This is a genomic window from Aeromonas sp. QDB54 (assembly GCF_027707385.1).
Taxonomy (GTDB): Bacteria; Pseudomonadota; Gammaproteobacteria; order Enterobacterales; family Aeromonadaceae; genus Aeromonas; species Aeromonas hydrophila.
The window spans coordinates 55,664-79,603 of record NZ_JAPCIT010000004.1; the positions used below are offsets into that span (position 1 = coordinate 55,664).

At 61.9% G+C, this 23,940-nt stretch carries 24 protein-coding genes; 9 read left to right on the forward strand and 15 right to left on the reverse strand.

From position 1 onward, the window contains the following. Positions 1 to 11 precede the first annotated feature (11 nt). The 4 genes from tyrA to glpD form a co-directional block, all read right to left on the reverse strand. Complete coding sequence (gene tyrA / locus PG881_RS05070; RefSeq protein ID WP_270798348.1) at positions 12 to 1,151, reverse strand: bifunctional chorismate mutase/prephenate dehydrogenase; 1,140 nt, start codon at positions 1,149 to 1,151, stop codon at positions 12 to 14. Positions 1,152 to 1,269: 118 nt separating this feature from the next. Further along, a complete protein-coding gene (locus PG881_RS05075; RefSeq protein WP_011705545.1) occupies positions 1,270 to 2,343 on the reverse strand; it encodes a 3-deoxy-7-phosphoheptulonate synthase in 1,074 nt (357 codons plus the stop codon). Between the two features lie 319 nt (positions 2,344 to 2,662). Continuing rightward, the gene (gene glpQ / locus PG881_RS05080; RefSeq protein ID WP_017409921.1) at positions 2,663 to 3,742 is read right to left on the reverse strand and encodes a glycerophosphodiester phosphodiesterase; all 1,080 of its coding nucleotides are present in this window, start codon (positions 3,740 to 3,742) and stop codon (positions 2,663 to 2,665) included. A 102-nt stretch (positions 3,743 to 3,844) separates the two neighbouring features. Next, positions 3,845 to 5,332 (reverse strand): glycerol-3-phosphate dehydrogenase, encoded by a 1,488-nt coding sequence (glpD, locus tag PG881_RS05085; RefSeq protein ID WP_270798351.1) that lies wholly within the window; start codon positions 5,330 to 5,332, stop codon positions 3,845 to 3,847. Positions 5,333 to 5,436: 104 nt separating this feature from the next. Between glpD and PG881_RS05090 the strand changes: the two genes are divergently transcribed. Next, positions 5,437 to 5,646 (forward strand): hypothetical protein, encoded by a 210-nt coding sequence (locus PG881_RS05090; protein ID WP_257684444.1) that lies wholly within the window; start codon positions 5,437 to 5,439, stop codon positions 5,644 to 5,646. Between the two features lie 7 nt (positions 5,647 to 5,653). On the opposite strand, the gene PG881_RS05095 is transcribed toward PG881_RS05090, so the two are convergent. Together PG881_RS05095 and glpT are read right to left on the reverse strand one after the other, a co-directional pair. Next, positions 5,654 to 6,412 (reverse strand): DeoR/GlpR family transcriptional regulator, encoded by a 759-nt coding sequence (locus PG881_RS05095; protein ID WP_011705542.1) that lies wholly within the window; start codon positions 6,410 to 6,412, stop codon positions 5,654 to 5,656. Between the two features lie 101 nt (positions 6,413 to 6,513). Then, the gene (gene glpT, locus PG881_RS05100) at positions 6,514 to 7,869 is read right to left on the reverse strand and encodes a glycerol-3-phosphate transporter (protein ID WP_029301313.1); all 1,356 of its coding nucleotides are present in this window, start codon (positions 7,867 to 7,869) and stop codon (positions 6,514 to 6,516) included. 487 nt (positions 7,870 to 8,356) lie between these two features. Here glpT and PG881_RS05105 point away from each other — a divergent pair, with 487 nt between their 5' ends. Together PG881_RS05105 and glpK are read left to right on the forward strand one after the other, a co-directional pair. Next, the gene (locus PG881_RS05105) at positions 8,357 to 9,205 is read left to right on the forward strand and encodes an MIP/aquaporin family protein (RefSeq protein ID WP_223951942.1); all 849 of its coding nucleotides are present in this window, start codon (positions 8,357 to 8,359) and stop codon (positions 9,203 to 9,205) included. 54 nt (positions 9,206 to 9,259) lie between these two features. Beyond that, positions 9,260 to 10,762, forward strand: coding sequence for a glycerol kinase GlpK (gene glpK, locus PG881_RS05110; RefSeq protein WP_005299552.1), 1,503 nt, complete (start codon positions 9,260 to 9,262; stop codon positions 10,760 to 10,762). A gap of 164 nt (positions 10,763 to 10,926) precedes the next feature. Here glpK and PG881_RS05115 read toward each other — a convergent pair whose 3' ends face one another. Further along, positions 10,927 to 11,829: a LysR substrate-binding domain-containing protein gene (locus PG881_RS05115; protein ID WP_270798359.1), complete on the reverse strand. Its 903-nt coding sequence runs from the start codon at positions 11,827 to 11,829 to the stop codon at positions 10,927 to 10,929. 192 nt (positions 11,830 to 12,021) lie between these two features. Here PG881_RS05115 and PG881_RS05120 point away from each other — a divergent pair, with 192 nt between their 5' ends. The 5 genes from PG881_RS05120 to PG881_RS05140 all read left to right on the forward strand — a co-directional run bounded on the left by PG881_RS05120 (position 12,022) and on the right by PG881_RS05140 (position 15,813). Beyond that, the gene (locus PG881_RS05120) at positions 12,022 to 12,408 is read left to right on the forward strand and encodes a DUF6404 family protein (RefSeq protein ID WP_016350301.1); all 387 of its coding nucleotides are present in this window, start codon (positions 12,022 to 12,024) and stop codon (positions 12,406 to 12,408) included. A gap of 20 nt (positions 12,409 to 12,428) precedes the next feature. Beyond that, positions 12,429 to 12,794, forward strand: coding sequence for a VOC family protein (locus PG881_RS05125; RefSeq protein ID WP_270798364.1), 366 nt, complete (start codon positions 12,429 to 12,431; stop codon positions 12,792 to 12,794). A gap of 175 nt (positions 12,795 to 12,969) precedes the next feature. After that, the gene (locus tag PG881_RS05130) at positions 12,970 to 13,266 is read left to right on the forward strand and encodes a putative quinol monooxygenase (RefSeq protein ID WP_270798368.1); all 297 of its coding nucleotides are present in this window, start codon (positions 12,970 to 12,972) and stop codon (positions 13,264 to 13,266) included. A 47-nt stretch (positions 13,267 to 13,313) separates the two neighbouring features. Continuing rightward, positions 13,314 to 14,117 carry a 2,5-didehydrogluconate reductase DkgB gene (gene dkgB / locus PG881_RS05135; RefSeq protein ID WP_106552227.1) on the forward strand — a complete coding sequence of 268 codons (804 nt, stop codon included), beginning with the start codon at positions 13,314 to 13,316 and terminating at the stop codon, positions 14,115 to 14,117. Between the two features lie 514 nt (positions 14,118 to 14,631). Next, on the forward strand, positions 14,632 to 15,813 hold the full coding sequence (locus PG881_RS05140) for an MFS transporter (protein WP_242795424.1): 1,182 nt from the start codon (positions 14,632 to 14,634) through the stop codon (positions 15,811 to 15,813). Between the two features lie 96 nt (positions 15,814 to 15,909). On the opposite strand, the gene PG881_RS05145 is transcribed toward PG881_RS05140, so the two are convergent. The 8 genes from PG881_RS05145 to PG881_RS05180 form a co-directional block, all read right to left on the reverse strand. Continuing rightward, a complete protein-coding gene (locus tag PG881_RS05145) occupies positions 15,910 to 16,515 on the reverse strand; it encodes an HvfX family Cu-binding RiPP maturation protein (RefSeq protein WP_270798377.1) in 606 nt (201 codons plus the stop codon). Beyond that, a complete protein-coding gene (locus tag PG881_RS05150) occupies positions 16,512 to 17,306 on the reverse strand; it encodes an HvfC/BufC family peptide modification chaperone (protein WP_270798379.1) in 795 nt (264 codons plus the stop codon). The genes PG881_RS05145 and PG881_RS05150 overlap by 4 nt, the downstream gene beginning before the upstream one ends. After that, positions 17,299 to 18,156, reverse strand: a complete 858-nt coding sequence (locus tag PG881_RS05155) for a DUF692 domain-containing protein (RefSeq protein WP_257684451.1) — start codon at positions 18,154 to 18,156, stop codon at positions 17,299 to 17,301. Before PG881_RS05155 ends, PG881_RS05150 begins: the two co-directional genes overlap by 8 nt. Then, positions 18,144 to 18,473, reverse strand: coding sequence for a hypothetical protein (locus tag PG881_RS05160; RefSeq protein WP_098984440.1), 330 nt, complete (start codon positions 18,471 to 18,473; stop codon positions 18,144 to 18,146). The genes PG881_RS05155 and PG881_RS05160 overlap by 13 nt, the downstream gene beginning before the upstream one ends. Continuing rightward, positions 18,466 to 19,425 carry an MBL fold metallo-hydrolase gene (locus tag PG881_RS05165; protein WP_257684452.1) on the reverse strand — a complete coding sequence of 320 codons (960 nt, stop codon included), beginning with the start codon at positions 19,423 to 19,425 and terminating at the stop codon, positions 18,466 to 18,468. The genes PG881_RS05160 and PG881_RS05165 overlap by 8 nt, the downstream gene beginning before the upstream one ends. 79 nt (positions 19,426 to 19,504) lie before the next feature. Beyond that, the gene (locus tag PG881_RS05170) at positions 19,505 to 19,627 is read right to left on the reverse strand and encodes a cytochrome bd oxidase small subunit, CydX/CbdX family (RefSeq protein WP_242795434.1); all 123 of its coding nucleotides are present in this window, start codon (positions 19,625 to 19,627) and stop codon (positions 19,505 to 19,507) included. 16 nt (positions 19,628 to 19,643) lie between these two features. After that, on the reverse strand, positions 19,644 to 20,783 hold the full coding sequence (gene cydB / locus PG881_RS05175; protein WP_257684453.1) for a cytochrome d ubiquinol oxidase subunit II: 1,140 nt from the start codon (positions 20,781 to 20,783) through the stop codon (positions 19,644 to 19,646). Then, positions 20,783 to 22,354 carry a cytochrome ubiquinol oxidase subunit I gene (locus PG881_RS05180; RefSeq protein ID WP_270798392.1) on the reverse strand — a complete coding sequence of 524 codons (1,572 nt, stop codon included), beginning with the start codon at positions 22,352 to 22,354 and terminating at the stop codon, positions 20,783 to 20,785. The genes cydB and PG881_RS05180 overlap by 1 nt, the downstream gene beginning before the upstream one ends. Positions 22,355 to 22,476: 122 nt before the next feature. On the opposite strand from PG881_RS05180, the gene PG881_RS05185 reads away from it, so the two are divergent. Continuing rightward, the gene (locus tag PG881_RS05185) at positions 22,477 to 23,916 is read left to right on the forward strand and encodes an aminotransferase-like domain-containing protein (RefSeq protein WP_270798395.1); all 1,440 of its coding nucleotides are present in this window, start codon (positions 22,477 to 22,479) and stop codon (positions 23,914 to 23,916) included. Positions 23,917 to 23,940 lie beyond the last annotated feature (24 nt).

The window sequence follows — 23,940 nt, forward strand, 5'->3', positions numbered from 1 at the left end:
TTTCGTTATCGTCAGCCGTGATGACGACGATCGTTGGCCTGGGCCAGCAGGGTACGGCTTTCGCGCAGGAACTCGTCTGCCCGCTCGCCGAAGAAGCCGGAGACCTGGCTGAAGGCCTCGATGAAGCCCTCCCGATCCCCCCGCTCCAGCAGACCCAGCGCCTCGCCGAAGTTCTGGTAGTAGCGGCGGATCATCGCCAGATTCTGCGGCGACGACAGTATGATGTCGGCGTAGAGGTGGGGATCCTGGGCGAACAGCCGTCCCACCATGGCTAGCTCCAGCCGGTAGATGGGGGAGCTCAACGCCAGCAGGCGATCGATGTTGGCCTGCTCGCGGGAGAGGTGCCAGCCGTAGGCGAAGGTAGCGAAGTGGCGCAGCGCCTGGATAAAGGTCATCGCCTCGTCGTGGGCCTTGGCCTCCACCTGCTGCAAACGCGCCCCCCAGATGGTCATCTGTTCCAGCAACCACTGGCTGGCGGCGGGCTCGCGCCCCTGACAACAGACGATCACCTGCTTGGCGAGGCTCGCCACATCCGGCCCGAACATGGGGTGCAGCCCCAGCACCGGCCCCTGGTGTACCGCCAGCATATGGGCAAGCGGTTCACTCTTGACACTGGTCACGTCCACCAGCAGGCAGTCCGCCGGCAGGTTGCCGAGCCGGTCGATCACCTCGCAGGTAACATTGATGGGCACCGCCACCATCACCAACCCGGCCCCGTGCAGGATCTCGTCGGCGCGCGGCCAGTCGGCCTGGCCCAGGGTCTCGACCCGGTAGCCCGAGAGGCTGAACAGGTTGCCGAACAGGCGGCCAAGTTGCCCCTCGCCACCGATGATCACCACCTTGCCGAGTTCAGGCTTCATGCACTTGAAGTGGTGCTCCTTGTCGCTGGCGGATTCCAGAATATAGGATTCGCGCATCACCCGGCGCAGCACGTCTTCGATGAGATCTCCCGGCACCCCCAGGGCCTCCGCCTCGGCGCGGCGGCGGGCCAGCATGCTCGCCTCCCGATCCGGTGCATAGATGGGCAGGCCGTGCCGGCTCTTCACTTCCCCCACTTCCCCTACCAGGGCAAGACGGGCAGCCAGCAGATCAATCAGCTGCTTGTCCACCGCATCGATTTTGTCCCTGAGGGCATTCAACTCTTCAGCCATATCCGGTCCCTGCGGCGCCGCCCGCAGCGACGCCCTGTGATTCAAGAGGCAACGAGGTGTCACCGCCTCGGCCGGTGACACCTCGATTGTTCAATCAGTGCTGACAAGATACCACGGCTTATGCCTTGGTTCTGGCCAAAAGTGGTGCCGCCAGCTGGCTGTGGCAGCGGGCCAGCAGCGCATCCGTGGTCTCCCAGTCGATGCAGGCATCGGTGATGGAGACGCCGTAGCGCATCTCGCACTTGGGTTGCTCGCTGGACTGGTTGCCTTCGAACAGATTGGATTCCAGCATCACCCCTATGATGGAGCGGTTGCCCTCCTGGATCTGGTGGATCACGTTGTCCGCCACCTTGGGCTGCAGGCGGTGATCCTTGCTGGAGTTGCCATGGCTGCAATCCACCACCAGACCTGGCAGCAGACCCGCCTTCTCCAGCGCCTCTTCTGCCAGAGACACATTGACCGAGTCGTAGTTCGGGTGCTTGCCGCCGCGCAGGATCACATGGCCATCCGGGTTGCCCTGGGTCTGCAGCAGCGCGACCTGGCCCTGCTGGTTGATCCCCATGAAGGCGTGGGGGCTGGAGGCGGCCTGCAGCGCATTGATGGCGGTGCCAAGGTTGCCGTCGGTGCCGTTCTTGAAGCCCACCGGCATGGAGAGACCGGAGGCCATCTCCCTGTGGGTCTGGGATTCGGTGGTGCGGGCACCGATGGCCGACCAGGAGAAGAGCTCCGCCAGGTATTGCGGGCTGATGGGGTCGAGCGCTTCGGTGGCCAGCGGCAACTCCAGCTCGGCCAGCCAGCAGAGCAGCTCGCGGGCGCGGTGCAGCCCCAGCTCCACGTCGAAGGTACCATCCAGGTTCGGATCGTTGATAAAGCCCTTCCAGCCGACCGTGGTGCGCGGCTTCTCAAAGTAGACCCGCATGACAATGTAGAGAGAGTCCTGATAGGCGTCATGCAGCGCTTTGAGTCTGGTTGCGTACTCTTTGGCGGCGTCCATGTCGTGGATGGAGCAGGGGCCACAGATCACCAGCAAGCGGTGATCACGACGGTGGATGATGTCGGCGATGGTATTGCGGGCCCCTTGCACGAATGCCAGCGCGCGATCGGAGATGGGCAGTTTCTCCTTGAGCTGGGCAGGCGTGATCATCACTTGTTCGGACTGGATATGGATGTTGTTCAGGGGATCTCTTTGCATGTTCTCATTCTCTCTACTGTTTCAAGCCAATTGCGCCGACCGTTCACATTTGTTTACACAAGTCAGCACTTTGTTACGCAACCGCCCTCACCTTACCAATTAAAAACAAACAATCAAGTGAAACCAGTGGGTTTATTCGCTAACAGATGGATAAATGACCACAAAAGAGACCCTTTCGGCCAGAAAGTAGTGATCCGCGCATGCTCTACACACCAAAATCGTAAATATATAATTACACTCCTTCTGTTTTCTCTTGCCAACAAGCATAAAAAAGCGGGGCACCTGGCCCCGCTTGCATTCCCGTGTTCCTCTTCTTTTATTATTTGCCGTGAGCCTTGATCACCTCGACCGCCTTGTCCGGGAAGTCGCTGAATACCCCATCCACATCGGCCTGATAGAGGAAGATGTTGAGCAGGTCGGTGAAGTCTTTCGCATAGGCCGGGATCTGGCCCTCATCCTGACGGAAGGTATAAGGATGCACTTTGAGGCCAGCCGCGTGTGCCTCTTTCACCATGCCGGTGAAGGTCGGTTTGCCCAAGGTACCCGGCTCCGGCACTATCATCGGCTTCCAGGGGCCGATCCCCTCGGCATAGCCGGCGATCTCCTTCATGGCGCCCGGCTTGAACATCCAGTCATAGCTGTAGGGGGTCGCCTTGCCCTTGGCGTCATAGACCATGGTCTCGTTCCAGTCGGTCTCGGCCATCAGCTGCACCAGCTTCAAGTCCATACCCATGGCGGGCATCAGCTCGCTGTTGATGCGCTTGAGCTCGTTGGTATCGAAACACTGCAGATAGACCTTGTCGTTCTTGCTGGTGTAACCGTACTCCTTCAGTACCTTGAGCACCGCCTTGGAGATGTCCTTGCCCTCGTGGCGGAACAGCCAGGGGGCTTTTATCTCCGGGTAGATACCGATGTTCTTGCCGGTGCTCTTGTTGAGCCCCTGGATCATCTCGATCTCTTCCTGGAAGGTATGGATCTTGAAGCTCGACTTCCACAGCGGGAAACGGGCCGGATAGACCGGCACCTGCTTGCCGTCCACCAGCTGGAACGGCTCGGTCATGCGCAGGGAACGCACCTCGTCCAGGGTGAAATCCACCACATAGTAGCGACCATCCGGGCGGGCCCGCCCAGGGAAGCGCTCGGCCACATCGGTGATGCCGTCGAGGAAGTGATCGTGCATCACCACCAGCTGGTCATCCTTGGTCATCACCAGATCCTGCTCCAGATAGTCGGCCCCCATGCCATAGGCCAATGCCTTGGACTCCAGGGTGTGCTCGGGCAGGTAGCCGGAGGCCCCCCGGTGAGCGATCACTATCTTGCCTTCATCGGCCGCCAGGGCGGGCAATGCCAGGGCGGCCCCCAGACCAAGGGCAAGCAGGGAGAGAGTGTGTTTTTTCATGCGCGGTGCTCTTTGTTATTGTTTATGGGATGTAGGTTATTGTTATAACAGAGGTTTATTGCATTTTTACGGCGGGCGACCAGGGCCGCCCGCCAGGGGTGATCAGCAGGCTTCGGGCAGGGCGTGGTGGTGTTCGCTGAGCCAGGCAGCCAGTTGCTGCTGCTCGGCTTCGGACAGACGCAACCCCAGCTTGCTGCGGCGCCACAGAATGTCTTCCAGGCTGCAGGCCCACTCCCGCTCGATAAGGTAGCGCACTTCCGCCTCATACAAGCCGGCACCAAAGTGCTGGCCACGCTCCTGGTGCAGCCAGAGACGGGCATGGGCGCCATAGGCCTCGGCAATGCGCAGGGCACTGCGATCATCGAGCCAGTCAAATTCCAGTGCAAAGGCGCGCGCCAGCTCGCGCACCGAGCAGTCGAACTCTCCACCGGGCAGCCGGCTGTTGGCGGTCCAGTCCTCCCCCATCTGGCTGAACCAGGGCTTGAGCTTGTTGCAGGCAGCCTGGGCCAGCTTGCGGTAGGTGGTGAGCTTGCCGCCGAACACCGACAGCAGCGGCGCGCCATCGGATTCACCGGACAGTTCGAGGGTGTAGTCGCGGGTCACCGCCTGCGGCGAGTCGGACTCGTCATCGCACAGCGGGCGCACCCCGGCATAGGTCCAGATCACGTCTTTGGGGGCGATCTGACGGGTGAAGTGGGCGTTGACCACTTTGCACAGGTAGTTTATCTCGGCGTCGCTGATCTTCGCCTCACGCGGGCTGCCCTTGTGCTCCACGTCCGTGGTCCCGATCAGCGAGTAGTCCCGCTGATAAGGGATGACGAAGACGATGCGGTTGTCCTCGTTTTGCAGGATATAGGCCTCTTCGCGCTCATGAATGCGCGGCACTATCATGTGGCTGCCCTTGATGAGGCGAATGCCGCGCGGGGATTTCTCGTGCAGGCTCTCATCATAGAAGGTCTTGACCCAGGGACCGGCCGCATTGACCAGACCGCGGCAGGTGACGTTGAACTGCTCGCCCCCTTCCCGCTCCAGGGTCAGGGTCCAGTGTTTGGAGCCGCGCACCGCCTTGACGCAGCGGGTGCGGGTCTGCACGTCGGCGCCCTTGTCGCGCGCCATCATGGCGTTGAGCACCACCAGCCGGGCGTCGTCGACCCAGGCGTCCGAATACTCGAACCCCTTGCTGATACCGGCGGTGAGGCCATCCTGCGGCAGGAAGCGCACGCCGCAGCTGCCCTTGAGCTTGTCGCGCTTGGCCAGGTTGTCATAGAGGAACAGGCCGGCGCGGATCATCCAGGCCGGGCGCAGGTGCGGGCGATGGGGCAGCCGAAAACGCATGGGACGGGCGATGTGGGGGGCCATGCCGAGCAGCACCTCCCGCTCCGCCAGCGCCTCTTTTACCAGCCGGAATTCGTAGTGTTCGAGGTAGCGCAGGCCGCCGTGGATCAGCTTGCTGGAGTTGGAAGAGGTGGCAGAGGCGAGATCGCGCGCCTCGAACAGGGCAACCTTCAGACCCCGCCCAGCTGCATCAGCCGCAATGCCTACCCCGTTGATGCCGCCGCCGACGACGACCAGATCATAATGTTCGCTCATGTTCACCTACTTTCTTATTTTGACCTTGCGAAACCGTCGCAATGTTTGATTTCGCTCATATTAGAGCATGAAAAAATGATAAACGAACATTTTATGGAGAAAATGTGATCGCGATTGTTTTGGCAATGCTAAAAATGCTGCCGGTCGGTGATAAAGCGGCGCAGCCTGGGGAAAACGGGGGCAAGGCTGTGAGCGAGATCGCGCTTTTTGGGACATCAGCACGGCATTGGCGGTGGAATGAGGGCGGGCAGAAATGCGGGGAGGCTGAAAACGAAGCGGCCGCCCGATGGCGGCCTGGTGCTGGAACGGGTTAACGGCGACTCAGCAGATGTGGCACTCGATCTGGTGCTGGGACATCAGCCGCATCAGCTTCTCCGGCGGCTCCTGATCGGTGAACAGGGCGTGGATCTGGCTGAGGTTGCCGAGGTTGACCATGGCGTTGCGGCCAAACTTGGTGTGGTCGGCGGCCAGGAACACCTGGCGGGAGTGGGCGATGATGGCCTGGGCAATCTTCACCTCGTGATAGTCGAAGTCGAGCAATGAGCCGTCGCTGTCGATGCCCGAGATGCCGATGACACCGTAGTCCATGCGAAACTGGCCGATGAAGTCGCGGGTCGCCTCGCCCACGATGCCGCCGTCCCGGTTGCGAATTTCGCCGCCGGCGATGATGACGGTGAAGTCATCCTTAGCGGTGAGGATGCTGGCCACGTTGAGGTTGTTGGTGACGATGCGCAGCTCGCGGTGATCGAGCAAGGCGCGGGCGATGGCTTCGGTGGTGGTGCCGATGTCGATGAACAGCGACGAGCCGTCGGGAATATTGGCGGCCACCTCACGGGCGATACGCTCTTTCTCCTTGAGCTGCATCACCTTGCGGGCGCTGTAGGCGGTGTTGACGGTACTCGAATGCAGGGAGGCCCCGCCATGGTGGCGCCGGATCTTGTTCTGCTCGGCGAGATCGTTGAGATCCCGGCGAATGGTCTGGGGGCTGACGTCAAAGTGGGTCACCAGATCCTCGGTCGAGACAAAGCCCTGCCGCGTCAGGACGTCCAGGATCTCCAGATGTCGTTGGGTTTGCTTCACGCTTGAACTCCGATGATGAGACGAAAAAAGGCCCCGGCAGATGCGGGGCCTTGGGGAGTTTACCTGATCCCTTTTCCAATCGATAAGGGCAGGATCACGTTTTATGCCTTATGGGCAGCCGCTTTGGCGGCAATCGACAGGTTCTCGTGCTTGAGGGTCATCGCCAGCAGGATGATGGAGAGCACGCAGGAAGCGGTCAGCACCATGAAGCCGCCATCCCAGCCGAAGTGGTCAACGGTGTAGCCCAGCATGGCGTTGGCCGCGACCGCGCCACCCAGATAACCGAACAGACCGGTGAAGCCTGCCGCAGTACCGGCGGCCTTCTTCGGCGCCAGCTCCAGGGCATAGAGGCCGATCAGCATGACGGGGCCGTAGATGAGGAAGCCGATGGCCACCAGCGCCATCATGTCAACGGTCGGGTTGCCGGCCGGGTTGAACCAGTAGACCAGCACGGCCACGGTCACCAGCACCATGAACAGGATGCCGGCCGGCGCACGGCGGCCCTGGAACATCTTGTCAGAGATCCAGCCGCACAGCAGGGTGCCCGGAATACCCGCCCACTCGTACAGGAAGTACGCCCAGGAGGAGTTGTCGACGCTGAAGTCCTTGGCCTCTTTCAGGTAGGTCGGCGCCCAGTCCAGCACACCGTAGCGAATGAGATAAACGAAGGCGTTGGCAATGGCGATGTACCACAGCAGCTTGTTGTGCAGCACGTACTTGACGAAGATCTCCTTGGCGGAAAACTCCTGCTCGTGGCTTTCGTTATAGTCCTTCGGATAGTCGTTCTTGTGCTCCTCGATGGGGGGCAAACCGACCGATTGCGGGGTGTCGCGCATCACGAAGAAGGCGATCACCGCGATGGCGGCGGCGGCAGCAGCCGGCACATAGAAGGCACTGCGCCAGTCGTTGAACCAGCCCATCCCCAGAATGAACAGCGGACCTATCATGCCGCCACCCACGTTGTGGGCCACGTTCCAGACCGCAACCACTTCGCCGCGCTCTTTCTGTGACCACCAGTGCACCATGGTGCGACCGCAGGGCGGCCAGCCCATGCCCTGTGCCCAACCGTTCAGGAACAACAGCACGAACATGATGGCGATGCTGGAGGTGGCCCAGTGCATGGTCCCCATCATGAACATGATGCCGGCCGACAGCAGCAGACCGGCGGAGAGGAAGTAGCGGGCGTTGGAGCGGTCCGACACGTTCCCCATCAGGAACTTGGAGAGACCGTAGGCGATGGAGACGCCAGACAGCGCCAGACCCAGATCGCCGCGGGAAAAGCCCTGTTCGATCAGATAGGGCATCGCCAGACTGAAGTTTTTCCGTACCAGGTAGTAACCGGCATAACCGAAGAAGATCCCGAAAAACACCTGCCAACGCATGCGTTTGTAGAAGGGGTCGACCTTGTCGGCCGGGAGCCTGTCTATGTGTGGTGCAGGCCTGAAGAGACTAAGCATGTTCTGCTTCCTTATTGTTGTTGTGGGCGGTTGAGGGTGCCCTGTCCATGCTGACCAATCAGATGAGTCCTGATTCGAAAGCGAGCCTATTGTGCTCATATGTGAACATTTAATCTGTGATGGAGGCTGAAATATTGCAGTTTTATTACAAAAGAAAGTGTCAAATGAGCAATCACTCATCAGCCGCAATCCCTTGTGTAGCAAGGCTTTTGGCTACCCACTAAGTGGTATAACCACTGTATCAACTTGCTTTCCGACACATTTTCTTAGCAATGAGTGGGATCTTGTCCACATTTCCTGCGGGGAGGGAGTGGTGAATGGGCGATTTAGGTTTATTTTCTCTCTCGTCCGAGAACGAGCGCAAACGAGCATAACGTTTGCGTCAGCTCAAAAAACAAGAAGAAACGTTTTCGGACGCAATAATGGGAATGAAAAACAACAAAACGGAACATCAAACCTACTCTGGGTGGATATAAGGAATAACGGTATGAGCATACAAAGACCCAATACCCTGCTTGGCGAATGCATTGCCGAGTTTATCGGAACCGGCCTGCTGATATTTTTCGGCGTCGGCTGCGTGGCCGCACTGGTGCTGGCGGGAGCCAACTTCGGGCAATGGGAAATTTCCATTACCTGGGGTCTGGGCGTCGCCATCGCCATCTATGTCACCGGCGGTATCTCCGGTGCCCACCTCAACCCGGCCGTGACCCTGGCGCTGATGACCTTCTGCGGGTTCGACAAGCGCAAAGTGGTGCCCTACATCATTGCCCAGGTTGCCGGCGCCTTCAGCTTCGCAGCGCTGGTCTACTTCCTCTATGGTAACCTTTTCACCCAGTGGGAAGTGACCCACAACGTGGTGCGCGGCAGCGTCGAGAGCCTCGGCAGCGCCGGCATCTTCTCTACCTACCCCAATGCCCTGCTCTCCAACATGCAGGCCTTCGCGGTCGAGATGGTGATCACCGCCGTGCTGATGCTGGGCATCATGGCACTGGGTGACAACAACAACGGTGCCCCCAAAGGCTTCGCCGCCGCCCTGCTGATCGGTATCCTGATCGCGGTGATTGGCGCCTCCCTTGGCCCGTTAACCGGTTTCGCCATGAACCCGGCCCGTGATTTCGGCCCCAAACTGTTCGCCTTCCTGGCTGGCTGGGGTGACGTGGCCATGACCGGTGGTCGTGACAACCCCTACTTCTGGGTTCCCATCCTCGGCCCCATCGTCGGTGCCCAGATCGGTACTGCCCTTTATGTAAAAGTGTTGGCTCCCTGTGTGCCGGGCAACCGCGTCGCCACCGAAGAAGCCGCCAAGCTGTCTAACAAAGAAGAGGCCGCCGCCTAAGAGCGGCCCTCCCCAACGTGTAAAAACGTGGAAAATAAAAACGTGGAGAACATCATGTCTGCTGAAAAGAAATATGTCGTCGCTCTGGACCAGGGTACTACCTCTTCCCGTGCCATCGTGTTTGACCAGGACGCCAACATAGTCGGTACCTCCCAGCGCGAATTCACCCAGCACTACCCGAAAGCGGGCTGGGTAGAGCACGACCCGATGGAGATCTGGGCGACCCAATCCTCCGTCTTTACCGAAGTGCTGGCCAAGACTGGCCTGCGCAGCGAAGAGATCGCCGCCATCGGCATCACCAACCAGCGTGAAACCACAGTGGTATGGGAAAAAGCCACCGGCAAGCCCATCTACAACGCCATCGTCTGGCAGTGCCGCCGTACCGCGGCCATCTGTGAAGAACTGAAAGCGCGCGGTCTGGAAGAGTACGTGCGTGAAAACACCGGTCTGGTGCTGGACGCCTACTTCTCCGGCACCAAGGTGAAGTGGATCCTCGACAACGTCGAAGGGGCCCGCGAGAAGGCGATGAACGGCGAGCTGCTGTTCGGCACCATCGATACCTGGCTGGTGTGGAAGATGACCAACGGCGAAGTGCACGTCACCGACCCGACCAACGCCTCCCGTACCATGCTCTACAACATCCGCGACCTGAAGTGGGATCAGCGCATGCTGGACGAGCTGGGCATCCCTGCCTCCATGCTGCCGGAGGTGAAGCCCTCCTCCGAAGTGTATGGCTACACCACCCGTGGTGGCGGCTCCCGCATCCCCATCGCCGGTATCGCTGGTGACCAGCAGTCTGCCCTGTTCGGCCAGCTCTGCTTCGAGAAAGGGATGGCCAAGAACACCTATGGCACCGGCTGCTTCATGCTGATGAACACCGGCACCGAGCCGGTTCGCTCCAGCAACGGCCTGCTGACCACGGTCGCCATCGGCCCGAAAGGGGAAGTGAATTATGCCCTCGAGGGTGCGGTATTTATGGGCGGCGCCACCATCCAGTGGCTGCGTGACGAGCTGAAGATCATTCACGATGCCCGCGATACCGACTACTTCGCCTCCAAGGTGGGCGACACCAACGGCGTCTACCTGGTACCGGCCTTCGTCGGCCTGGGTGCCCCCTACTGGGATCCGTATGCTCGTGGCACCATGGTCGGCCTGACCCGCGGCGCCAACCGCAACCACATCATCCGTGCCGCGCTGGAATCCATCGCCTATCAGAGTCGCGATGTGCTGGATGCGATGCAGCAGGACTCCGGCATCAAGCTGGCCGCCCTCAAGGTGGACGGTGGCGCGGTAGCCAACGACTTCCTGATGCAGTTCCAGGCCGACATGATGCACACCCCGGTGGTGCGTCCAACCCGTATCGAGACCACCGCCATGGGCGCTGCCTTCTTGGCCGGCCTTGCCGTCGGCTTCTGGAAGAGCTCGGAAGAGCTGGAAGACAAGTTCAGCGTGGACCGCGAGTTCATCCCGCAGATGGACCGCGACGATCGCGCCAAGCGCTACAACGGCTGGAAGAAGGCGGTGGAACGTTCACGCCGCTGGGCTGAAGAGGAGTGATCGGGCAACCGACATAGCCTTGAGCTGAAAAACATGAGAGGCCGACAGCAATGTCGGCCTCTCTTTTTAGCGCCGCCCTGATGATAACGCCCCCTATCCTCCCTCGGCAGGCACCCCAAGCACGGCGTGCCCTTTCTGGCGGGCAGCCCGGTCAGAGCCGGGCGCTATAGCATCTCGCTGCCGAGCTGCTCTTTGAGGAAATCGAGCCAGACCCGCAGCCGAATATCGCGCTGGGCATCGGAGTAGAACACCGCATTGATGGGGCGCGAGGCACCGCTGTTGCTGCGGGCCAGCACCTCCACCAAGGCGCCGTTCATCCGATCCTGCCCGGTCATGAAATCCGACAGACAGACGATCCCCTGCCCCCGCAGTGCCAGCTGGCGCAGGGTTTCACCGCTGCTGGCGCGCAGGGTCGGGGTGATGGGAAAGCGGTCCCCCTGCTCCTGGCTCAAGAGCGGCCAGTGGTTGAGGTGATCGGGGTGCAAAAAACCGAGCAGCTCGTGCCCGCTCAGCAGATCCGCCGGTTGGCGCGGGGTGCCGCGCTCGTGCAAATAGTCGGGGGACGCCAGCAGCCGCAGCCGCGAGCGGCCCAGCGGCAGCGCCCGCAGGGAAGAATCTGTCAGCTCGCCGATGCGAATGGCCATGTCCACCCGCCGCTCCATCAAGTTGATAAAGCCCTCGGAGCTGTGCAGTTGCAGCTCGATGGCGGGGTAGCGGCGGCGAAACTCGCCGATGATGGGCACCAGCCGGTGCAGGATAAAGGGGGTGGCGGCATCCACCCGCAATACCCCCTCCGGCTGTTCGCGGCGCATCAGCAACAGCCCCTCCGCCTCGCTCATCTCGGTCAGGATCTTCACCGCTCGCTGATAGAACCAGCTCCCCTCCTCGGTCAGGCTGACCCGCCTCGTGGTACGGTTGAGCAGCACTGTCGAGAGCTTCTCTTCCAGTCGCTTGATGCCGCGGCTCACCACCGAGTTGTCCATGCCGAGGTTCTCCGCCGCCTGGCGAAAACTGCCCGCCTCCACCACCGCCACAAACAGGGTCAGTTCATCAGAATGGGTCTTCATTGCTGCAATCCAGACAAGAGTAATGGGTCTTTATAGGCGTATTGTCCTTGAGTTGGCAAGGCCATATCGCGCAGCATTCTGTATTTCCACGGATAAATAACGTGATGACCAGCGCATACCAGGTTCGCCTTTTGCCGGTACAATGCGGCCAAAACGGCATCGTATGGCGCCACATCATCACAAGGACGATCTATGATATTCGACAACAGGCTGGCCGCCGCCCATCGGGAGCTGGCAGAGAAGGGTGTGCAGACGCTCAACTACAACCCGCCGATCATCTGGCTGCTGCGAAAGGCTGGGTTCACCATCAGGCCGCCCCACTACGAACGCTTTCTGGTCAATGTCCTTGCTCTGGGGATCCCCACCGGCGCTATCTGGGGGATGTTGATGTGGTTCTTCGGCTGGCAACATGAGGTAACGCCAGCATTCGCCCTGCGCCAGAGCCTGCTGTTTGGCATAGGGGTCGGTCTGCTGATGGCGACCTGGCTCTGGTTTCGGCGCAAGCAGCTCAAGCTGACCCCTTGGGACGCCTTGCCCCACTCCACGATCCGCACGCAAAAACGCTGGCAACTGAAATAATCACTGACAAGGAGAGCCTCATGACCAGGGCCCATGAAAAACTGAACTATGTGGAGTTTGCAGCCAGAGATCTTGCCGCCACCAAGGCCTTCTTTCAGGCCGCTTTCGGCTGGCAATTTGCCGATTATGGCTCCGATTATTGCGCCTTCGAGGGGGAAGGGCTGGATGGCGGTTTCTATCGCGCCGATCTATGCAGCCAGAGCGCGCAAGGCGGCGCCCTGCTGGTGTTCTACAGCGCCGATATTGAAGCGACCCAGAGCAAGGTAGCCGGCACCGGGGGCACCATAGTTCGCCCCCTGTTCGATTTTCCCGGTGGCCGCCGCTTCCACTTCGTCGAACCCAGCGGCAATGAATTTGCGGTCTGGTCCGAGCCGGCCAATGCCTGATGACAAGGGGGCGCCCCGGCGCTCCCTGCTCCTTTTACCGCCCTGACTTCCTCACCACCACCTCGCCCCGGTCCCTTCATTGCTGCTCTTGTCTCAATAGTGTTTTGCGACTGCTGCCCTGTTTCCCGCGATAGACGGCGGGCATACTGACTCCCGTCTTAACGAGGAGGTTCAGATGTCATCCCCCGTGATTGTGATTGCCCAGCTTGAAGCCAAACCCGAATTCGCCCCCCAGTTCCGCGCAGCCCTCGATCCGCTGATCGCCGCCACCTTGCTGGAGGCTGGCTGCCTGCGCTACCAGCTGCATCAGGATTTGGACAATCCCCACAGCTGGATGCTCTACGAGGTGTGGGAGAGCGATGCCGCCCTCAGCGCCCATCAGGGCCAGCCCCACTTTACCGAATTCGTCGCCAAGGCCGAGCCCTGGTTTGCCGGCAGTACCATTCGCCGCTATCAGCCGCTGGACGCCTGATTTTCCGCGCCGCTGAGCGCCCTTTTGCAACCTATTTGAGGAACAACATGATGAAGATGCCCAACCTGGGTCTTGGAACCTTTCGCCTGACCGGCCAACCCCTGCGTGACTCCCTGCTGCAAGGGCTCGAGCTTGGCTACCGCCATATCGACACCGCCCAGATCTACGCCAACGAGGCCGAAGTGGGCCAGCTGATGAGCGAGAGCGGCGTGTCCCGCCAGGATATCTATCTGACCACCAAGGTGTGGACCAGCGAGTTCGGGCCGGGCAAGCTGATCCCGAGCCTGGAGGTGAGTCTGGAAAAGCTAGGCACCGACTATCTGGATCTGGCGCTGATCCACTGGCCCTCCCCCAAGGATGAGGTGCCGATGGCGGTCTATCTGGAGCAGCTGGTCGAGGCCAAAGCCCAGGGTCTGACCTGCGAGATCGGGGTCTCCAACTTCACCGTGGCCCAGCTTAAAGAAGCCATCGATATTCTGGGGCCGGGCGTCATCGCCCACCAGCAGGTGGAGATCCACCCGCTGCTGCAAAACCGCAAGGTGGTCGAATTCTGCCAGGCCCACGGCATCGCCATCACCGCCTATATGCCGCTCGCCTATGGCAAGGTGCTCACCGAGCCGCTGCTGATGGAGATCGGCAAGCGCCACGGCGTCTCGGCGGCCCAGGTGTCGCTGGCCTGGCTGCTGGCTCAGAATATGGCGGTGATCCCGAGCTCCACCAAGCGGGAAAATCTGGCCGCCAACCTTGCCGCGCTGAAGGTCACGCTCACTGCCGAGGAGATGGCCGCCATCGCTACCCTGGATCGCGGTGAGCGCTGCGCCAACCCGGATTTTGCGCCAGATTGGGACTAATAAGCAGGTTCAACTGGATTGTTCCCTCTCCCCATGGGAGAGGGCTAGGGTGAGGGTATAGCAGGCTACCCTAGGCTAGTTTTGCTGCATATACAGAATGCCCCCTCATCCCCGCCCCTTCTCCCGCCAGAGGAGAAGGGAGGCAATAACGATCCGGGATATTTATCCAACCCCTAGCGGGAGGCGTTGTGCCTCCCGCTTTTTTGTCTCCAACACCGCACCACGGCAGCCCGCGCAGCCCCCCCCAGAGCCTTCTCTCAACCCTTTACTTCTTACCTCTTTCCTCTTTGTCCCGGTTCGCTATGTACTGATTGCTGCCGTACACGTTATCTCCGCACCCACCTCGCACGCTACGACCTGTTCTTGCCGCGTTGCCTCAGCCACTCCTCCTTCCAAGGCACCATTGATGCTAATTTGGCAAAAGTAATTTGATGTCACCGTCATTTTTACCAACAAACGCCCTCGGCATACTGGCGCCATTCTCCCGTCGGGAGTCCCTATCCAAGGAGTTGTTATGCCACTGGCGTTATTTGCCCTTACCCTGAGTGCCTTTGCGATCGGCACCACCGAATTCGTGATCGTGGGGCTCATCCCCACCATCGCCGAACAGCTGAATGTCTCGCTCCCCTCTGCAGGTCTCTTGGTCAGCCTCTATGCCCTTGGCGTGGCCATCGGCGCTCCCGTGCTGACGGCGCTCACCGGCAAGGTGCCGCGCAAGTGGCTGCTGGTGGGGTTGATGGCGCTCTTCACCGCCGGCAACCTGCTGGCCTGGCAGGCCCCCGGTTACGAGAGCCTGATCGTGGCCCGCATCCTGACCGGGCTGGCGCACGGGGTCTTCTTCTCGGTGGGCAGCACCATCGCCACCGGCTTGGTGGCCAAGGAAAAAGCGGCCAGCGCCATCGCCATCATGTTCAGCGGCCTCACCATAGCGCTGGTGACCGGTGTACCGCTCGGTACCTGGATTGGTCAGGTCTTCGGCTGGCGCGAAACCTTTCTGGTAGTGAGCCTGCTGGGGCTGGTCGCCATGGTGGGCAGCCTGCTGCTGATCCCGAGCAACCTGCCCAAGGGGGCGGCCTCGACTATTCGCGAGCAGCTCTCGGTACTGACCAAAAAGCCGCTGCTGCTGGTCTACGCCAAGACGGCGCTCGGTTACGGCGGCGCCTTCACGGCGTTCACCTTCCTCGCCCCCATCCTGCAGCAGGTGAGCGGCTTTAGCGCCGGCGCGGTGAGCCTCATTCTGCTGGTGTACGGGGTATCGGTCGCCGTCGGCAATATCTGGGGTGGCAAGCTGGCCGACAAGATGGGCCCGCTGCCTGCGCTGAAGCTGCTGTTTGCCGGTCTCGCATTGGTGCTGCTGGTGCTCACCTTCACCGCGCCCCATCCGGTGCTGGCGGTACTGACCGTGCTGGTGTGGGGCGCCTTTGCCTTTGGCAACGTGCCGGGTCTGCAGGTACTGGTAGTGAAGCAGGCCGAGCAACACACCCCTAGGGCGGTGGACGTGGCATCGGGCCTCAATATCGCCGCCTTCAACGTCGGCATCGCACTGGGTTCCGTCGTCGGCGGCCTGGTGGTGGAACACCTGGGTCTGATGCACACCCCCTGGATCGGGGCACTGATCGTGCTGCTGGCCTACGGCCTCACCCATGTCAGCGAGCGGCAGGCCGCTCGGATGGCACCAGTCTGCCCCCAGTACTGAAGCCACCAACCTGCGGCAGGTCTTCCTTCTTCACAATAAAAACGAGCGGCTGATGCCGCTCGTCTCTCTTTCACGTTCTGTTCACTCTGTTTTTTGTTATGCAGCTTGCTGCCCAGCGTTGCCGGTCACGGCGCGCTTTAGCCAGTAATCGAGGCTGACATAGCGCCCGCCGCCGTACACCAGCAGCACCAGCAGCATCACGAAGTAGGTAGCAGCAAACTCCATCCCGTTGTTGAGCATCACAGGATCCCCAAGCTCGGTGATGTAGTTGTAACGACCGGGGAAGTTGGCGGCCAGCCACTCGATAAAGCCGTTGAGGCGCAATGTCGCCTCCATGCTGCCGGTAGCGATGGCATCCCAGCCATGCTTCCAGTGCACCATGGCGCTCGCCACGCTCATCAGGAAGATGGTAGGAATGGCCATGATACGGGTAAAGAGGCCAAGGGCGATGCAGATGCAGCCCAGCACCTCGGTGCCCGCTGCCAGAAAGGCGAGCAGGGTCGGGAACGGCAGGTTGAGCCCCCCTTCCGAGGCCGGCGCGCCAAACCAGGCAACGGTACCGGCAAAACCCATCACCTTGGAGTGGGCCCCCACATAGATGACCGGAATGAGGTAGAGGCGAATGGCCAGCAGAGCCAGAAAATCGAGCCGCTTGCACTGGGCGACTGCCCGCTCGTACCACGAAATCAGGGTGTTGTTCATGGGAATTCTCCTTGGTGTTTGCTAAATGAGGGCAAGGGGGTAGCGGGCTGGCGCTCACCCACAGGCAGCGTCAGCAGACCCAGCTGGTGAAAATGGCGCGCCCACTCGGCCAGATCAAAGTCGCTGCGAACCTGTTGCACTTGTTGCTGGAACGCGGCTTGGATGATCCCCTGCTGCGGTTGCAACAGCTGGATCAGTGCCACGTCCCATTCACGCAACCGCTGGGTCACCACCTGATGATCCGGACTGCGAAACAGGCCATAGAAGTGGTTGCTCTGCCTAGTCGGCACCACACCGCTGCGGCTAATGGCAAAGGGGAGCTCAAGCAGCTGCAGGGTGGGATTGAGCCGAAGTGGACTCTTCGCCGTCATATCCTCCCCCGGCACCGCTTGTGGTACCACCCCTTCGTCAATCTCGACACACAGGCAGGCCCACTCATACTCCAGCAGCGCCAGCCACTGCTTTGGCCAGTTGAGGGAGCCCTCGCCGTGGCGATGCTGCACATAGCGGACAAACTCGGTGGCAATATGGTGAAACTCGGGGGCATCGGCGCCGTGGTGGGCGACAAAGCCCTCCACCAGCTGCCATCTGTCCACCGGCTCCCAGTGGCCGTGGGTGAGTGGAAACACGCTCTCCAGCACCGACTCCACATTGGCGCGCACGCTGCGGGCATACTGGCTGGCGATGCCATCCTGCGGCAGCCGCACCCGGCTCGCCAGCCAGGCAGTCTGCTGCTGCATCCGCTGTGGGACCACTTTGGGCGCGGTGATCAGTGATAACCGCCTATCCATACCGCACCTCCCGCACCTGACTGTCGAGCGCCTCGCAACAGGCGCCATGCACCCGCGCCAACTCTGCCTCCAGCTCAGGCAACGGCGGCAGATGGTGATCCCGCTCCAGCAGCAGGGGGCGCAGGCCGTGGGTCTGCACCGTATAACGGGCCAGCGCCACCACCGCCTCGCACACCGGGCGACCATGCGTGTCGAGCAAGGTGCCGTCCGCCTCTTCCAGATGGCCAGCGATATGGAAGTAGCGGATCGCACTGCCCGGCAATCCGGCGATCATCCGCTTGGGGCAGTAGCCGTGATTGCGGCTGTTCACAAAAACGTTGTTGATATCGAGCAGCAGCTCGCAACCGCTGCGCGCCACCAGCTCGGCGAGAAAATCCTCCTCCGGCATCTCGTGCTCATAGCCGTGGTAGTAGGAGATATTCTCCAGCACCAGCGGGCGCGCCAGCGCCTCCTGCACCTGCTCGATCCGCGCTGCCAGATAAGGGATGTTCTCCCACTGGCGCGGCACCGGCAGCAGCTCGTAGAGATAGCCCTGCTGGTCGCGGGAAAAGCTCAGGTGCTCGCTGTAGATGTCGACACCGAACTCGTCCAGAAAGGTGCGGATCTGGCCAAGCAAAGTGCGATTGAGCGGCTGGCAATCGCCGAGCGAGAGGCTGAGGCCGTGGGCCACCAGCGGGTAACGCTCGGCCAGCTGATGCAGCTGCGCCCGCTTGGCGCCGCCGATGGCCATCCAGTTCTCCGGCGCCAGCTCGAGAAAGTCGATGCCGGGGCGGATGGGGCCGGAGCAGAGCGCATCCAGATGCTCCTGACGCAGCCCTATCCCCCGACTGCGGGAGCTTATTGGCCGCATACCCCCTCCGTCATCTTGCTGCCCTTGCGCGAGGTATCGCCATCGATCCCCTGTTCTGCCACGCCGCACTTGCCATCACGGGCACGCACCAGCCGACCCTGCGGATCGCTGTCTAAAGCCTGCTTTTCGAAGCGCTTCTCGGTGCCGCACTTGCCGGCCGCACACTTGCCGCCATGCTGTTCGCTCGGCGCCGCCTTCACCGGCGCCTCGCTCGGGGTGGCCGCCAGCGCCAGCCCGGGGGTCAGGGCGATCAGGCCGGTCATGGCGATGGAGAGAGTCAGTTTGCCGGTGCTCTTGTTGTTGCTTGCATTACTCATGGTTGGACTCCTTGACGGATGAGACGGGGTAGCTGGAGAGATCGCGGGCGGCCACCACCTGGCCGTGGAACTGCTGCTTGACGATGGCCATCGCCTCCTTCTTGTGATGAAGGCCGACCCCCATCCAGTGGTTCAGTACCAGCAGCCTGGGGTTCACCTCAGCGGCAATCCTGGCCACCACAGATGGCTTGGCATGGAGCGAGGCGGAAACCGGGTCGGCCCCTTCGTGGATGGCGAGCGGCATCACCAGGATGTCGGCCCCCTTGGCAAACGGCACAAAGGCCGGGTTGCTGCCGTTCTGATCCGCCGAAATGACGATGGTCCCCTCGGCGCTCTCGATGCGATAGGCCAGACAGGGCACATCTCCGTGGGGGATGCCAAGCGCCGTGATGGTCAAGCCGTCCTGCTGATAGACCTGATGGGGCTGGGGTGTCTGGTAGGGCACATCGTGCAATGTGATGGGGAAGAGGCCATCGCTGCCATCCTTGAAGCCGCTCAGGTAGGCATAGGCGCCCTTGTCCGGGTTGAACAGGGCGTCAAAGTAGCCGCTCATGCTGGGAAAGGCCGAGCCGGCTTGCGGCCCCGCCAAGTCGAGCGGATCGCTGCGCTTGAAGAAGTAGGCCCCCTTGAGCAGAGCCGGCAAATCGGTCACATGGTCGGTGTGAAAGTGGGTGATGCCGATGAAATCGACCTCCTCGAGCTTGGCGCCCGCCTGGCCGAAGCGCAGATAGACGCCGCCACCAGCATCGATCAGGATGCGCGATTTGCCTTTCCACCAGATCACCTCGCTCGAGGAGGCGCGCAGATCGTCGGAGATGGGGCCGCCGCTGCCGAGTACTTGCAGGGTGAATGCCTTGTCCAATGGCGTCAGTTGTACGGGCTCGGCCCAGGCCGGCGCGGTGGCAAGCGCGCAGCCGATGGCCAGCGTGACCGCTTTCAGTGTCTGTTTCATATCGGATTACCTGTCGGTTGGATGACAAGAGAAAGGGGCCGGGGCGAGGCAGCACGTGCCTCCCCCCGGCCGAGGGGGATCAGGAGCGGGACTGAGCGTCGTCCCGTTCATCGGCTGCCCAGCGCGCTTCCAGCCAGAGCAGGTTGCACAGGCCCAGCAGCAGGGCGAAGCCCAGGCCCAAAATCCAGGTGAAGTACCACATAGCGGCTCCCTTGGGGTCAGTAGAGTTGATGGCTATTGCGCTTGATGCCGGCACGATCCAGCTTGCCGCGCACCACCCGGTAGACCCAGCCGGTATAGCCGAGGTTGATGGGCATCAGCACCAGCACGATCCCGAACATGATGGCCAGGGTCTTGAAGCTGGAAGTGCCGTCCCACAGGGTCAGGCTGCTCACCGGATCCAACGACGAGGGCAGCACGAAGGGGAACAGGGCGATGGCCACCGAGCAGAGCATGGCGGCGCAGGCCAGGCCGCTGGCCAGCAGCGCCAGCCGGCCCTTCTCCAGCCAGGCAGCGATGCCGCTGGCCAGCGGTGCCAGGGCGCCAGTGAGCGGCACCAACCACAGCAACGGGTAGTCGAAGTAGTTGCCAAGCCAGCCGCTGGCGTGGGGGATAACCCCCTTCATCAGCGGACTGATGGCGACATTGGGGTCAAAGGGCTGGCCCGCCAGGCCGGTCAGCTGATAACCCGGCAACCCCAAGAGATGCCAGCCGGCCAGCAGATAGCAGAGGGTCACCAGAGGTGCCAGCAGGATGGCGAGGCCACGGGCGCGCAGTGCCGGAGTCCCCTCCACCTTGGCTTGCAGGAAGCCGGCGCCGTGCAGCAGCAGCAGGCTCACCCCCGTCGCCACCACGCTGACAAGCCAGCCCCAGTGGAAGTCGAAGGCCCCGTAATGCAGGCGCAGTGCGCTGTCGAAGCGAAACGGCAGACCCTGCATCACCAGCGCGATGGCGGCAGAGAGCACCAGGGTCGGCACCAGACCACCGGCCACCAGGGCCCGGTCCCACCAGCGGCGCCACACGGGATCGGCGAGCTTGCTGCGATAGTCAAAACCGACCGGACGCAGGAAGAGGCCGAGCAGCAGCACTATCATCGGCACATAGAGCGCCGAGAAGGCGGCGGCGTAGACCAGCGGCCAGGCGGCGAACAAGGCGCCGGCGCCGGCAATGAGCCACACCTGGTTGCCCTCCCACACCGGCCCCACGCTGTTGATCACCAGCCGCCGGTCTTCATCCTCTTTCGATACCACCGGCAGTAGCATGGCGATGCCGAGGTCGAAGCCATCCATCACGATGAAGCCGACCAGCATGAACAGCACCAGCCCCCACCAGATGAGTTTCAGGGTTTCATAATCCATCAGGCGATCCTCGCAAGTTCAGGTTGTTCACCGTTGTAGCGGCCGGTATGCAGAACGGCTGGCCCCTGGTGGATCACGCGGCGCAGCAGGAACAGCTCCACCACCAGCAGGCAGGAGTAAATGAGACAGATGGCGATCAGGCTGAACCAAAGCTGGCCCGGCTGCAGCAAGGAGACCGAGGCCGACACCGGCAGCACGTCGCTGATGGTCCAAGGCTGGCGACCGAACTCGGCCACGAACCAGCCGGCCTCGATAGCAATCCAGGGCAACGGAATGCTCCACAACAGCGCCTTGAGCAGGCGGGGCGAGGCGAGCAGCCGGTTGCGGCACAGCTGGACGAAGCCTGCCACGAACAGCCCGAGCATCACGACGCCCAACCCGACCATGATCCGGAAGCCCCAGAACAGCGGCGCGACCTGCGGCACCGAATCTTCCACCGCCCTGGCGATCTCGGCCTCACCGGCCTTGGCGATGTTGCTGGCATAGGGGGTGAGCAGCAGCCCGTAGCCGAGATCCTGACCGTGCCGATCGAACAGCGCGCGATTCTCGGCCGAGTCGTTGCCGGCGCGGATCTGCTCGAGCGCCCCGGCGGCCACCATGCCGCTGCGAATGCGGGTCTCGTGCTGCACCTTGAGATCCTTGATGCCGGTCACCGCCTCATCGAGGGAGCGGGTGGCTATGATGCCCATCAGATAGGGGATCTTGACCGCGGCATGGGTGGTCTCGGCGCCCTGATCCGGGAAGCCGAACAGGGTGAATGACGCAGGTGCAGGCTCTGTCTCCCACTCCGCCTCGATGGCGGCGAGCTTGACCTTCTGCACCTCACCGGTGCGATAACCGGACTCGTCTCCCAGCACGATCACCGAAAGGATGGCGGCAAGGCCGAAACCGGAGGCGATGGCGAAGGAGCGCAGGGCAAAGCGCACCTCCATTCGGCGCAGCAGATACCAGCTGCTCACCCCCATCACGAACAGGGACGCCGCCACATAACCCGCCGCCACCGTATGCACGAACTTGACCTGGGCCACCGGGTTGAAGATCACCGCGGCTATGTCCACCAGCTCCATGCGCTGGGTCACCAGATTGAACTCGGCCCCCACAGGATTCTGCATCCAGCCGTTGCCGATGAGGATCCAGAGTGCGGAGAGGTTGGAGCCGAGCGCCACCAGCATGGTCACCAGCAGGTGTTGACCACGGGAGAGCTTGTCCCAGCCGAAGAAGAACAGACCCACCAGAGTCGACTCGAGGAAGAAGGCCATCAGCCCCTCCACCGCCAGCGGGGTGCCGAAGATGTCCCCCACATACTGGGAGTAGTAGGCCCAGTTGGTGCCGAACTGGAACTCCAGGGTGATGCCTGTGGTCACCCCCATCACGAAGTTGATGCCAAACAGCTTGCCCCAGAAACGGGTGATGTCCTGATAGATCACCTTGCCGGTCATCACATAGGCCGACTCGGCGATCACCAGGATCCAGGACAGCCCCAGCGTGAGGGGCACAAACAGGAAGTGGAACATGGCCGTGGCGCCAAATTGCAGGCGCGACAGGCTGACCACGTCATCCGGATTGATCATGCGTCACTCTCTTTTGTTGTATTTACCTTGCACGTTTTGTGCGTGACAAGTACACCACAGAGCATGACACCTATAACAGATGCAGTTATATTGAATTACACCTATAACAGTTGTCCTATCGCATGTCACTTTACCGTCAGTTGGCCGACCGCCTGCAACAGCAGATTGAAGCCGGGGTATGGCAACCCGGCGAGCGCATCCCCTCCATCCGCCAGAGCTGCAAGACACATGGCCTCAGCCCCATGACTGTGTTGCAGGCTTATCAGTTGCTGGAGAGCCAGGGGCGGATCCTCGCCCGTCCCCAGTCCGGCTACTACGTCAAGGCCGCCCCCTCCCGCCCGGCCGTCAGCCTGCCCCAACAGGCCCACTACAGCGGCTCGGTGGACATCAACGATCTGGTGTTCGAGGTGTTGCAGGCGAGCAAGTCGCGGGAACTGGTGCCGCTCGGCATGTCGGTGGCCGACCCCACCCTGTTCCCTCATCCCCAGCTCGGGCGGGCGCTGGCCGGCTGCATGCGCCGGCTCGACCCCTTCAGCACGGTGGCAGATCTGCCCCCCGGCAACGAGGCGCTGCGCCGGGCCATCGCCCAGCGCTACGCCGGCGAGGGGCTGGCGGTCGACCCCCAGCAGATCATCATCACCACCGGCGCCATGGAGGCGCTCTCCCTCAGCCTGCAGGTGCTGACCGAGCCCGGCGACTGGGTGGTGGTGGAGTCCCCCACCTTCTACGGCGCCCTGCAGGCCATCGAGCGACTCAAGCTCAATGCGGTGGAGATCCCGGTGATCCCGGGGGTGGGCATCGATCTCGCCCTGCTGGAGGAGGCGCTGGCCCAGCGCCCCATCAAGGCGTGCTGGTTGATGGGCAATGTCCAGCATCCGCTCGGTCACACCATGCCGGATGGCCACAAGCAGGCGCTGATGACGCTGCTCAACCGGCGCGGGGTGGCACTGGTGGAGGACGACGTCTATGCCGAGGTCTACTTCGGCCGCGAGCGGCCAAGGCCCATCAAGTATTGGGATGCCAGTGGCGACAGCCTGCTGTGCAGCTCCTTTTCCAAGTGCCTGGCGCCCGGCTTTCGGGTTGGCTGGGTGGTGGCCGGCCGCCACGCCGAGCGGGTGCAGCGACTGCAGCTGATGTCGACCCTCTCCACCAATGTGCCAAGCCAGCTGGCGCTGGCCGACATGCTGCTCAACGGCGGCGTCGATGCCCACTTTCGCCGGCTGCGCCACACCCTGGCCCAGCGCCAGCAGCAGATGCGGGCGGCCCTGCTGCGCCTGCTGCCGGGGGAAGTGAGCATCTCCTCCCCCGATGGCGGCTACTTTCTCTGGCTCGAATTTGACCCGCGCCTCGACAGCCGCGCCCTGCACGCCCAGGCGCTGGCCAGCGGTTTCTCACTGGCCCCCGGCGCCCTCTTCTCCAGCAAGGGGCTGCACAACCACTGTCTGCGCCTCAACAGCTCCCATCCCTGGAGCGAGCAGCTGGAGGCGGCCCTCACCCGGTTGGCCGAGCTCATTCACCAACAGCTGGACTCAGCTCCCGCCAAAGACCAAAAGGCCCCATGACGGGGCCTGTTCCTTGCGAAATTA

Coding starts and splice junctions, on each gene's coding strand:
- tyrA (WP_270798348.1), bottom strand. CDS start 1,151: ATGGCTGAAGAGTTGAATGCCCTCAGGGACAAAATCGATGCGGTGGAC.
- PG881_RS05075 (WP_011705545.1), bottom strand. CDS start 2,343: ATGCAAAGAGATCCCCTGAACAACATCCATATCCAGTCCGAACAAGTG.
- glpQ (WP_017409921.1), bottom strand. CDS start 3,742: ATGAAAAAACACACTCTCTCCCTGCTTGCCCTTGGTCTGGGGGCCGCC.
- glpD (WP_270798351.1), bottom strand. CDS start 5,332: ATGAGCGAACATTATGATCTGGTCGTCGTCGGCGGCGGCATCAACGGG.
- glpT (WP_029301313.1), bottom strand. CDS start 7,869: ATGCTTAGTCTCTTCAGGCCTGCACCACACATAGACAGGCTCCCGGCC.
- PG881_RS05105 (WP_223951942.1), top strand. CDS start 8,357: ATGAGCATACAAAGACCCAATACCCTGCTTGGCGAATGCATTGCCGAG.
- glpK (WP_005299552.1), top strand. CDS start 9,260: ATGTCTGCTGAAAAGAAATATGTCGTCGCTCTGGACCAGGGTACTACC.
- PG881_RS05115 (WP_270798359.1), bottom strand. CDS start 11,829: ATGAAGACCCATTCTGATGAACTGACCCTGTTTGTGGCGGTGGTGGAG.
- PG881_RS05120 (WP_016350301.1), top strand. CDS start 12,022: ATGATATTCGACAACAGGCTGGCCGCCGCCCATCGGGAGCTGGCAGAG.
- PG881_RS05125 (WP_270798364.1), top strand. CDS start 12,429: ATGACCAGGGCCCATGAAAAACTGAACTATGTGGAGTTTGCAGCCAGA.
- PG881_RS05130 (WP_270798368.1), top strand. CDS start 12,970: ATGTCATCCCCCGTGATTGTGATTGCCCAGCTTGAAGCCAAACCCGAA.
- dkgB (WP_106552227.1), top strand. CDS start 13,314: ATGATGAAGATGCCCAACCTGGGTCTTGGAACCTTTCGCCTGACCGGC.
- PG881_RS05140 (WP_242795424.1), top strand. CDS start 14,632: ATGCCACTGGCGTTATTTGCCCTTACCCTGAGTGCCTTTGCGATCGGC.
- PG881_RS05145 (WP_270798377.1), bottom strand. CDS start 16,515: ATGAACAACACCCTGATTTCGTGGTACGAGCGGGCAGTCGCCCAGTGC.
- PG881_RS05150 (WP_270798379.1), bottom strand. CDS start 17,306: ATGGATAGGCGGTTATCACTGATCACCGCGCCCAAAGTGGTCCCACAG.
- PG881_RS05155 (WP_257684451.1), bottom strand. CDS start 18,156: ATGCGGCCAATAAGCTCCCGCAGTCGGGGGATAGGGCTGCGTCAGGAG.
- PG881_RS05160 (WP_098984440.1), bottom strand. CDS start 18,473: ATGAGTAATGCAAGCAACAACAAGAGCACCGGCAAACTGACTCTCTCC.
- PG881_RS05165 (WP_257684452.1), bottom strand. CDS start 19,425: ATGAAACAGACACTGAAAGCGGTCACGCTGGCCATCGGCTGCGCGCTT.
- PG881_RS05170 (WP_242795434.1), bottom strand. CDS start 19,627: ATGTGGTACTTCACCTGGATTTTGGGCCTGGGCTTCGCCCTGCTGCTG.
- cydB (WP_257684453.1), bottom strand. CDS start 20,783: ATGGATTATGAAACCCTGAAACTCATCTGGTGGGGGCTGGTGCTGTTC.
- PG881_RS05180 (WP_270798392.1), bottom strand. CDS start 22,354: ATGATCAATCCGGATGACGTGGTCAGCCTGTCGCGCCTGCAATTTGGC.
- PG881_RS05185 (WP_270798395.1), top strand. CDS start 22,477: ATGTCACTTTACCGTCAGTTGGCCGACCGCCTGCAACAGCAGATTGAA.